The sequence below is a fragment of the Aeromonas sp. 159 genome, from assembly GCF_963862045.1.
In the GTDB taxonomy this organism is placed as follows: domain Bacteria; phylum Pseudomonadota; class Gammaproteobacteria; order Enterobacterales; family Aeromonadaceae; genus Aeromonas; species Aeromonas veronii.
The window spans coordinates 21,866-29,237 of record NZ_CAWLMI010000011.1 but is presented as its reverse complement, the minus strand read 5'-3'; the positions used below and the strand labels follow the sequence as shown (position 1 = coordinate 29,237).

6 protein-coding genes are annotated in these 7,372 nt (G+C 56.9%); 5 read left to right on the top strand and 1 reads right to left on the bottom strand.

The annotated features are described in order from the left end of the window. Nucleotides 1-291 (bottom strand): terminus macrodomain insulation protein YfbV (yfbV, locus tag AACR14_RS02590; RefSeq protein ID WP_041201800.1); only part of this gene is annotated, 291 nt, incomplete at its 3' end. A 304-nt stretch (nt 292-595) separates the two neighbouring features. Here yfbV and AACR14_RS02585 point away from each other — a divergent pair. From AACR14_RS02585 to AACR14_RS02565, 5 genes are all read left to right on the top strand, one after another. Continuing rightward, nucleotides 596-1,798 carry an acetate kinase gene (locus tag AACR14_RS02585; protein WP_005349210.1) on the top strand — a complete coding sequence of 401 codons (1,203 nt, stop codon included), beginning with the start codon at nt 596-598 and terminating at the stop codon, nt 1,796-1,798. 54 nt (nt 1,799-1,852) lie between these two features. Next, nucleotides 1,853-4,033, top strand: a complete 2,181-nt coding sequence (pta, locus tag AACR14_RS02580; RefSeq protein WP_019445027.1) for a phosphate acetyltransferase — start codon at nt 1,853-1,855, stop codon at nt 4,031-4,033. 377 nt (nt 4,034-4,410) lie between these two features. Beyond that, nucleotides 4,411-4,731: a ComEA family DNA-binding protein gene (locus tag AACR14_RS02575; RefSeq protein WP_019445026.1), complete on the top strand. Its 321-nt coding sequence runs from the start codon at nt 4,411-4,413 to the stop codon at nt 4,729-4,731. Between the two features lie 96 nt (nt 4,732-4,827). Then, complete coding sequence (gene galU / locus AACR14_RS02570; RefSeq protein WP_005339121.1) at nt 4,828-5,739, top strand: UTP--glucose-1-phosphate uridylyltransferase GalU; 912 nt, start codon at nt 4,828-4,830, stop codon at nt 5,737-5,739. 213 nt (nt 5,740-5,952) lie between these two features. After that, on the top strand, nt 5,953-7,350 hold the full coding sequence (locus tag AACR14_RS02565) for a peptide MFS transporter (RefSeq protein WP_019445025.1): 1,398 nt from the start codon (nt 5,953-5,955) through the stop codon (nt 7,348-7,350). Nucleotides 7,351-7,372 lie beyond the last annotated feature (22 nt).

Sequence of the window (7,372 nt, the reverse complement as noted above, 5' to 3'; positions counted from 1 at the left end):
CGGGGGCAACCGGGTGTCGGCCCGCTGACCGAGCCAGTAGTAACCCTGCAGCGGCAAACTGAGCAGAAACAGCACGGAAGTGATGACGGAGGGCCAGTAGTGCAGCTCCCCAAACTGGAACTGCAGCATCACGCTCAGCACTGCCAACGCGGGGATCACCTTGAGGGCGAACTCGGTCGCCTTGATCACCCGATTTTCAGGAAACATCGAATTGAGCTCGGGACGGCGCGGCCAAAGCGTCATATAATGGCGCCCTTGCTGTAACTTAGTTCCAAAAATGTTCATGCTCATACTACCTCCGAGCGCTTTTTGAACGTACTAACGGCAAAACCTCGACAAAATTTGATGCAAAGTAACAAAGGTTGAGGATGACTTTGTTATTTTTCAACAATCGGGTTATCCTTTGTACGCCCATTTTTGCGTCAAAAGCTTCTTGCTATTGACCTGTCAGGGACGTCTGGATTTCGGGTCTTGTATCACTATACAAGGGGCAAGCAACAGATTGCCAACCCTCATAAGGATAAGTTGAAAGTTTTTGGCCGCACCGCGTCCAACGCATCCGCCTACACAACCCAATCTGCGATAGGATTTATTCATGAGTAAGCTGGTTCTTGTTCTTAACTGTGGCAGCTCTTCCCTGAAGTTTGCCGTCATTGACGCAACCACCGGTGATGACCTGCTGTCCGGCCTGGCCGAGTGCTTCAACCTCGACGACGCCCGCATCAAGTGGAAACTGAATGGCGAGAAAGGCAGTGCCGATCTGGGCGCGGGTGCCGCTCACCAGGAAGCGCTGGACTTCATCGTCAACAAGATCCTGCCGCTCAATCCGGAACTGTCCAAGAACCTGATCGCCATCGGTCACCGTGTTGTTCACGGTGGCGAGCGCTTCACCTCTTCCGTTGTCATCTGCGAAGACGTGATCGCCGGCATCGAAGCTGCTGTTCCGTACGCTCCGCTGCACAACCCGGCTCACCTGATCGGTATCCGTGAAGCTCGCCGCGTATTCCCGGCACTGGCTGACAAGAACGTGGCCGTATTCGATACCGCGTTCCACCAGACCATGCCGGAAGAAGCCTTCCTGTACGCCCTGCCGTACAAGCTCTACAAAGAGAACGGCATCCGTCGCTATGGCGCTCACGGCACCAGCCACTACTACATCAGCCTGGAAGCTGCCAAGCAGCTGAACAAGCCGGTTGAAGAGCTGAACATCATCAACTGCCACTTGGGCAACGGCGGTTCCGTCTGCGCCATCAAGAACGGCAAATCTGTTGATACCTCCATGGGTCTGACCCCGCTGGAAGGTCTGGTGATGGGTACCCGCTCCGGCGATCTGGACCCGGCCATCATCTTCTTCCTGCACGACAAGCTGGGCATGAGCGTGGCCGATATCAACACCATGCTGACCAAAGAGTCCGGCCTGCAGGGTCTGACTGAAGTGACCTCCGACTGCCGTTTCGTTGAAGACAACTACGACAGCAAAGAAGAAGCCAAGCGTGCTATGGACGTTTACTGCTATCGCCTGGCCAAGTACATCGGCGCCTACGCTGCCGCCATGGACGGTCGTCTGGACGCCGTTGTTTTCACCGGTGGTATCGGTGAAAACTCCGCCCCGATCCGTGAAATCACCCTGAACAAGCTGGGCCTGCTGGGCTTTGACGTTGATCACGACGCCAACCTGAAGGCTCGTTTCGGCAAGGGTGGCGAGATCACCAAGGCTGGCTCTACCAAGGCCCTGGTTATCCCGACCAACGAAGAGTGGGTTATCGCCCACGACGCGCTGGAACTGGTCGGCGCTTAATTGACGCAGTAACTCGAGGCCGCCCACAGGGCGGCCTTTTCCTGATCCCAAAAAATGAACAAGGGGTATAAAGTGGCACGCACTATTATGCTTATCCCGGTCGGCACTGGTGTCGGCGTAACTTCCGTGAGTCTGGGCGTTGTTCGCGCCATGGAACGCCACGGTGTCAATGTCAGCTTCTTCAAACCGGTTGCCCAGCCGCGTCCGGGTGAAACCGGTGCCGAGCGCTCAACCGCCGTTATCCGCGCAGCTGCCAACATCAACCCGCCCGAGCCCTTCACCCTCTCCTACGCCGAGAACATGATCAGCTCCAGCAACACCGATATCCTGCTAGAAGAGATCGTTGCCCGCTTCGAAGAGCACGTGAAATCCAGTGGTGCCGAAGTGCTGGTTGTCGAAGGTATGGTGCCGACCGACAAGCAGCCCTTTGCCAACAAGCTGAACTACGACGTGGCCAAGGCGCTGGACGCTGACATGGTATTCGTGACCCATCCGGGCCATGACTCCAGCCAGAAACTGAAAGAGCGCATCGAGCTGGCCTGCTCCAACTTCGGTGGTGTCAACAACCCCCGCATCGTTGGCTGCGTGATCAACAAGGTGGGCGCGCCGGTTGACGAGCATGGCGTAACCCGCCCTGACCTGACCGAGATGTTCGAAGCCCATCACCACGCTTCTGACGCGGCCCACAACCTGGAAGTGCTGCAAGTGTTCGGCAAGAGCCCGCTGCGCATTCTGGGTTGCATCCCCTGGAACACCCAGCTGATCGCCCCGCGCGCCAAGGATCTTGCCAAGCATCTGGCCGCCAAGATCCTGCACAAGGGTGAGCTGGACAGCCGCCGCCTGCAGACCGTGACCTTCTGCGCCCGCTCCATCCATAACATGGTTGAGCACTTCCGTCCGGGCAGCCTGCTGGTCACCTCCGGCGACCGCTCTGACGTCATCGTCTCCGCTTGCCTCTCCGCCATGAACGGCGTCAAGCTAGGCGCCCTGCTGCTGACCGGTAACTATCATCCGGAGCCGCAGGTCATGGCGCTGTGCCAACAGGCCATGGCCACCGGCCTGCCGATCATGATGACCGGTACCAACACCTGGCAGACCGCCGTCAGCCTGCAGAACTTCAACGTCGATATTCCGGAAGATGACCGCGAGCGTATCGAGCTGGTACAGGACTACGTCGCTGGCCACATCGACAAGCACTGGATCGAGTCGCTGACCGTCAGCTCTTCCCGTTCCCGTCGTCTGAGCCCGCCGGCATTCCGTTATCAGCTGACCGAGCTGGCCCGTCAGGCCAACAAGCGTGTCGTGCTGCCGGAAGGCGACGAGCCGCGCACCATCAAGGCAGCCGCCATCTGTGCCGAGCGTGGCATTGCCCGTCCGGTGCTGCTGGGTAATCCGGAAGAGATCCGTCGCGTTGCCGAGCAGCAGGGTGTTGTTCTGACCGATCGCGTCGAAATCATCGATCCAGCCGTTGTGCGCGAGCGCTATGTGCCGCGTCTGGTCGAGCTGCGCAAGAACAAGGGCATGACCGAAGTGGTTGCCCGCGAACAGCTGGAAGACAACGTGGTACTGGGTACCATGATGCTGGAGCGCAATGAAGTTGACGGTCTGGTATCCGGCGCGGTGCACACCACTGCCAACACCATCCGTCCGCCGATGCAGATCATCAAGACCGCTCCGGGCTCTTCCCTGATCTCCTCCATCTTCTTCATGCTGCTGCCTGATCAGGTGCTGGTCTACGGTGACTGCGCGATCAACCCGGATCCCACTGCCGAGCAGCTGGCCGAGATCGCCATCCAGTCCGCCGACTCTGCTGCCGCGTTCGGCATCGAGCCGCGCGTCGCCATGATCTCCTACTCCACCGGTACCTCTGGCGCCGGTGCCGATGTAGAGAAAGTGCGTGAAGCGACCGAGCTGGCCAAGGCCAAGCGCCCCGACCTCATCATCGACGGCCCGCTGCAGTACGATGCGGCCATCATGGAGAACGTGGCCAAGTCCAAGGCACCGAACTCACCGGTTGCAGGTAAAGCCACCGTGTTCGTTTTCCCGGACCTGAACACAGGTAACACTACTTACAAAGCGGTGCAGCGTTCCGCTGACCTGGTCTCCATCGGCCCGATGCTGCAAGGCATGCGCAAGCCGGTCAACGACCTCTCCCGTGGCGCCCTGGTTGATGACATCGTCTACACCATCGCCCTGACCGGTATCCAGGCTGCCCAGGCTGACGAACAAGCCTAATCAGTGCCTGTCTGAAAAAACCGATCACAAAGGCTGCTCACCCCAGGTGAGCAGCCTTTTTTATTGGTTCTCTTTTGAAGACCAGTGAAACATGCCATCAGTGCAGTGTTATGCAGAATAATGCCATGTGATGTGCCAGAAATGTCTCGAGCGTAGCGCTGTGGGAAAGCGTGCCCGCCACCTTAAAGATGTATCTAAAATAGATTCAAGATCATACGGTTGGATATATGAGGGCATTCATAGTGAAGCGCTTATAGCAAATATTTCGCCATCGGCATGAGGATTTGACCTGTTAGAAATAGCAGTGAAAAAGACCCGTTCGATACGCTATTCATCAATGTGCCACTCGGCAATATCCACATCATGGAGGAATGGAAATGCTGATGAAGAAGCTCTCTGCAATCATGCTGCTGGCCTGCTTGCCCCTGTTCAGCCAACCCGTGCTGGCCGCAGATAAGGCAGCACCCAAGCAAACAACCACGACCGAGGTCGCCAAGGAGACCGGTAAGCTGAACATCAATACGGCCACCCTTGCCGAACTCACCAGCCTGAAAGGGATTGGCGACAAGAAGGCACAAGCTATCGTCGACTATCGGGAAAAACAGGGAAAGTTCACCTCGGTCGATCAGCTGGCAGATGTCAATGGCATTGGCCCGGCCACGCTGGAAGCCAACCGTGACATGATCATCGTCAAATAACGTCCGAGCTCTGCATATACGAATGGGGTAGCCTGTGGCTGCCCCATTTTTCTTGGAGTATCATGGCCGCACTTTAATCCCGCTGGATAGTTTTCCATGAAAAAGACTCCTCTGACAGTTCGCAAGGCCGTGCTCCCGGTAGCCGGTCTGGGTACCCGTATGCTGCCAGCCACCAAGGCCATCCCGAAAGAGATGTTGCCGGTGGTCGACAAACCGCTGATCCAGTACGTAGTGCGCGAAGCCATCGCCGCCGGTATCAAAGAGATCGTGCTGGTCACCCACTCCAGTAAAAACTCCATCGAAAACCACTTCGACAAGAGTTTCGAACTGGAAGCGACCCTCGAAAAGCGAGTCAAGCGTCAGCTGCTGGAAGAGGTGCAACAGATCTGCCCGAAAGACGTCACTATCATGCACGTCCGCCAGGGCGAGGCCAAAGGTCTGGGCCACGCTGTGCTGTGTGCCCGTCCGCTGATCGGTGACAACCCGTTTGCCGTGCTGCTGCCTGATGTACTGATTGATGAAGTGGCCAGCGACCCGAAAAAAGACAACCTGGCCGAAATGGTGCACATGTTCGAAGAGAACCAGATCAGCCAGATCATGGTGGAAGCGGTTCCCGAGAGCGAAGTGGACAAGTACGGCATCGCCGACATCAAGGGCGAGGCCCTGAGCGAGGGGATGTCCCTGCCGATGCAGGCCATTGTCGAGAAGCCGCCCCGTGATGAAGCCCCCTCCAATCTGGCGGTGGTGGGTCGTTACGTCCTCTCCTCCAATATCTGGCCGCTGCTGGAAAAAACCCCTGCCGGCGCCGGTGACGAGATCCAGCTAACTGACGCCATCGCCATGCTGATGGAGCAGGAGCAGGTCAACGCCTACTTCATGAAGGGCAAGAGCCACGATTGCGGTAGCAAGCTCGGTTATATGAAAGCCAATGTGGAATATGGTGTGCGCCATCACGAGCTGAATGGTGAATTCATCGGCTGGCTGAAGCAGTTCGTCAAGCAGTTGTAATCGCTGATAAATCTGTTTTTTATAGACGTATTTAAGGGGCATCAAATGATGCTCCTTTTTCATTTTTGCAACAAAAAATCAATCAAGAGTAAATAAACTCTCAGCAAATCATAATGTTGTAATTTATTCACACATGCTCTATAAGGATTGAGGCGTGTTTCTCGCCCTTGCATAAAAAACTCAAAAAAATATAAGACACAGGTGGAAGTTCCAATGAATAACCCGTCAAAAGGGACCTTTTTAGGTCACCCTAAAGGGCTTTTTTTGCTCTTTAGTACCGAACTGTGGGAGAGATTCTCCTATTACGGCATGCGTGCCGTACTGGTGCTCTATCTGACCGACCTGACTGCCAACGGCGGTCTGGGCTGGAGTCAGGCAGATGCCCTCAAACTCTACGGTATCTATACCGGTCTGGTTTATATCACTCCGCTGATCGGCGGCTGGCTGGCTGACACCTTCCTGGGTCAACGTCGCGCCATCCTGATCGGTGCCGTGCTGATGGCCGCAGGTCAGTTCACTCTGGCACTGCCACACGCCATGTTCCCGGATATGGTCAACACCATGTTCTACGCGGGCCTCGCGCTGCTGATCGTGGGTAACGGCCTGTTCAAACCGAACATCTCCACCATGGTGGGTGACCTCTATGAAGAGGGCGATCACCGCCGTGATGGTGCTTTCACCATCTTCTACATGGGTATCAACCTGGGTTCCCTGCTGGCAGGCGTGATCTGTGGTGCTGCCGCTACGGCCTACGGCTGGCAAGCTGCCTTCGTCGGCGCCGGTATCGGTATGCTGCTCTCTCTGGTGATCCAGGCCACCATGGCCCAGCGTTTCCTTGGTGACATCGGTCGCGTCACTGCCGCCCAGCGCGCAGCCGCCCTGCGTACTACCGAGCAGAAAGCACCGCTGACCAAGCAGGAAGTGGATCGCATCAAGGTTATTCTGGTACTGGGTCTGTTCACCATCATCTTCTGGGCCGGTTTCGAGCAGGCCGGTGGTCTGATGAACCTCTACACCCAGGAGTATACCGACCGCATGATCGGCAGCTTCGAAGTACCGACCGCCTGGTTCCAGTCCCTGAACCCCTTCTTCATTATCACCCTGGCACCGGTCGTTGCGGCCATCTGGATCAAGCTCGGCAAGAAAGAACCGAACTCTCCGGTGAAATTCGCCATGGGTCTGCTGTTCTTGGCTATCGGCTTCCTGTTCATGGTCGGTGCCGTGCTGCAGCAGGGTGGTGACAACACCGTCAAGACCTCCATGTTCTGGCTGGTAGGTGCTTACCTGTTCCACACCCTGGGCGAGCTCTGCCTCTCCCCGATCGGCCTCTCCATGGTGACCAAACTGGCTCCGCTGCGTCTGGCTTCCCTGATGATGGGTGCCTGGTTTGGCTTCGTTGCCCTGGCCAACTACGCTGCGGGCTTTATCGGCTCCTTCGTGGGTGAAGCCGGCCCGATCGCCATCTTCGGTGGCATCGCCCTGGCTGCGATACTGAGCGCCCTGATCCTGCTGACCATGGCCAACCGCCTGGTCTACTGGATGCACGGTGCCGAAGGCCCGGCCAAAGAGCCGCAAGTTCAAGAGAAGAAACTGCACTCCGCCACCGTCTAAACGGTCAGGATTGTAAACAACA

Coding starts and splice junctions, on each gene's coding strand:
- AACR14_RS02585 (WP_005349210.1), top strand. CDS start 596: ATGAGTAAGCTGGTTCTTGTTCTTAACTGTGGCAGCTCTTCCCTGAAG.
- pta (WP_019445027.1), top strand. CDS start 1,853: ATGAACAAGGGGTATAAAGTGGCACGCACTATTATGCTTATCCCGGTC.
- AACR14_RS02575 (WP_019445026.1), top strand. CDS start 4,411: ATGCTGATGAAGAAGCTCTCTGCAATCATGCTGCTGGCCTGCTTGCCC.
- galU (WP_005339121.1), top strand. CDS start 4,828: ATGAAAAAGACTCCTCTGACAGTTCGCAAGGCCGTGCTCCCGGTAGCC.
- AACR14_RS02565 (WP_019445025.1), top strand. CDS start 5,953: ATGAATAACCCGTCAAAAGGGACCTTTTTAGGTCACCCTAAAGGGCTT.